At 41.4% G+C, this 285-nt stretch carries 1 protein-coding gene; it reads left to right on the top strand.

Features of this window, described 5'->3' with window-relative positions:
* The coding region (locus tag R2R70_RS19705; protein ID WP_410978853.1) for a glutamine amidotransferase-related protein at positions 1–165 on the top strand (165 nt) is incomplete at its 5' end.
* Positions 166–285: the final 120 nt, after the last annotated feature.

The following is a 285-nucleotide window of genomic DNA, read 5'->3' as shown; positions in this document are numbered from 1 at the left end:
GAACTTGAAATAACAGCGTGGACACAAACACCGCAAGGTGAGTTTGACGAAATAATGGGCATGCAACACAAAGAGTTAGCAATTGAAGGGGTGCAGTTTCACCCGGAAGCTATTTTAACTGAGCAGGGATTAACGCTGCTTGATAACTTTTTAACTCGCTTCTAGTCTAATAACACTGAACGTATTCAATACTTACTATTTAACGAGCACTATGACTGAACTTGCACAACAACAGCGTACAGCAAAAATACTTGATCAACGGGCACACGATTTGCTGTTGGGTCA

Source organism: Cobetia sp. SIMBA_158, from assembly GCF_046566945.1.
Taxonomy (GTDB): Bacteria; Pseudomonadota; Gammaproteobacteria; order Pseudomonadales; family Halomonadaceae; genus Cobetia; species Cobetia amphilecti.
This window is presented reverse-complemented; position numbering and strand designations above follow the sequence as displayed.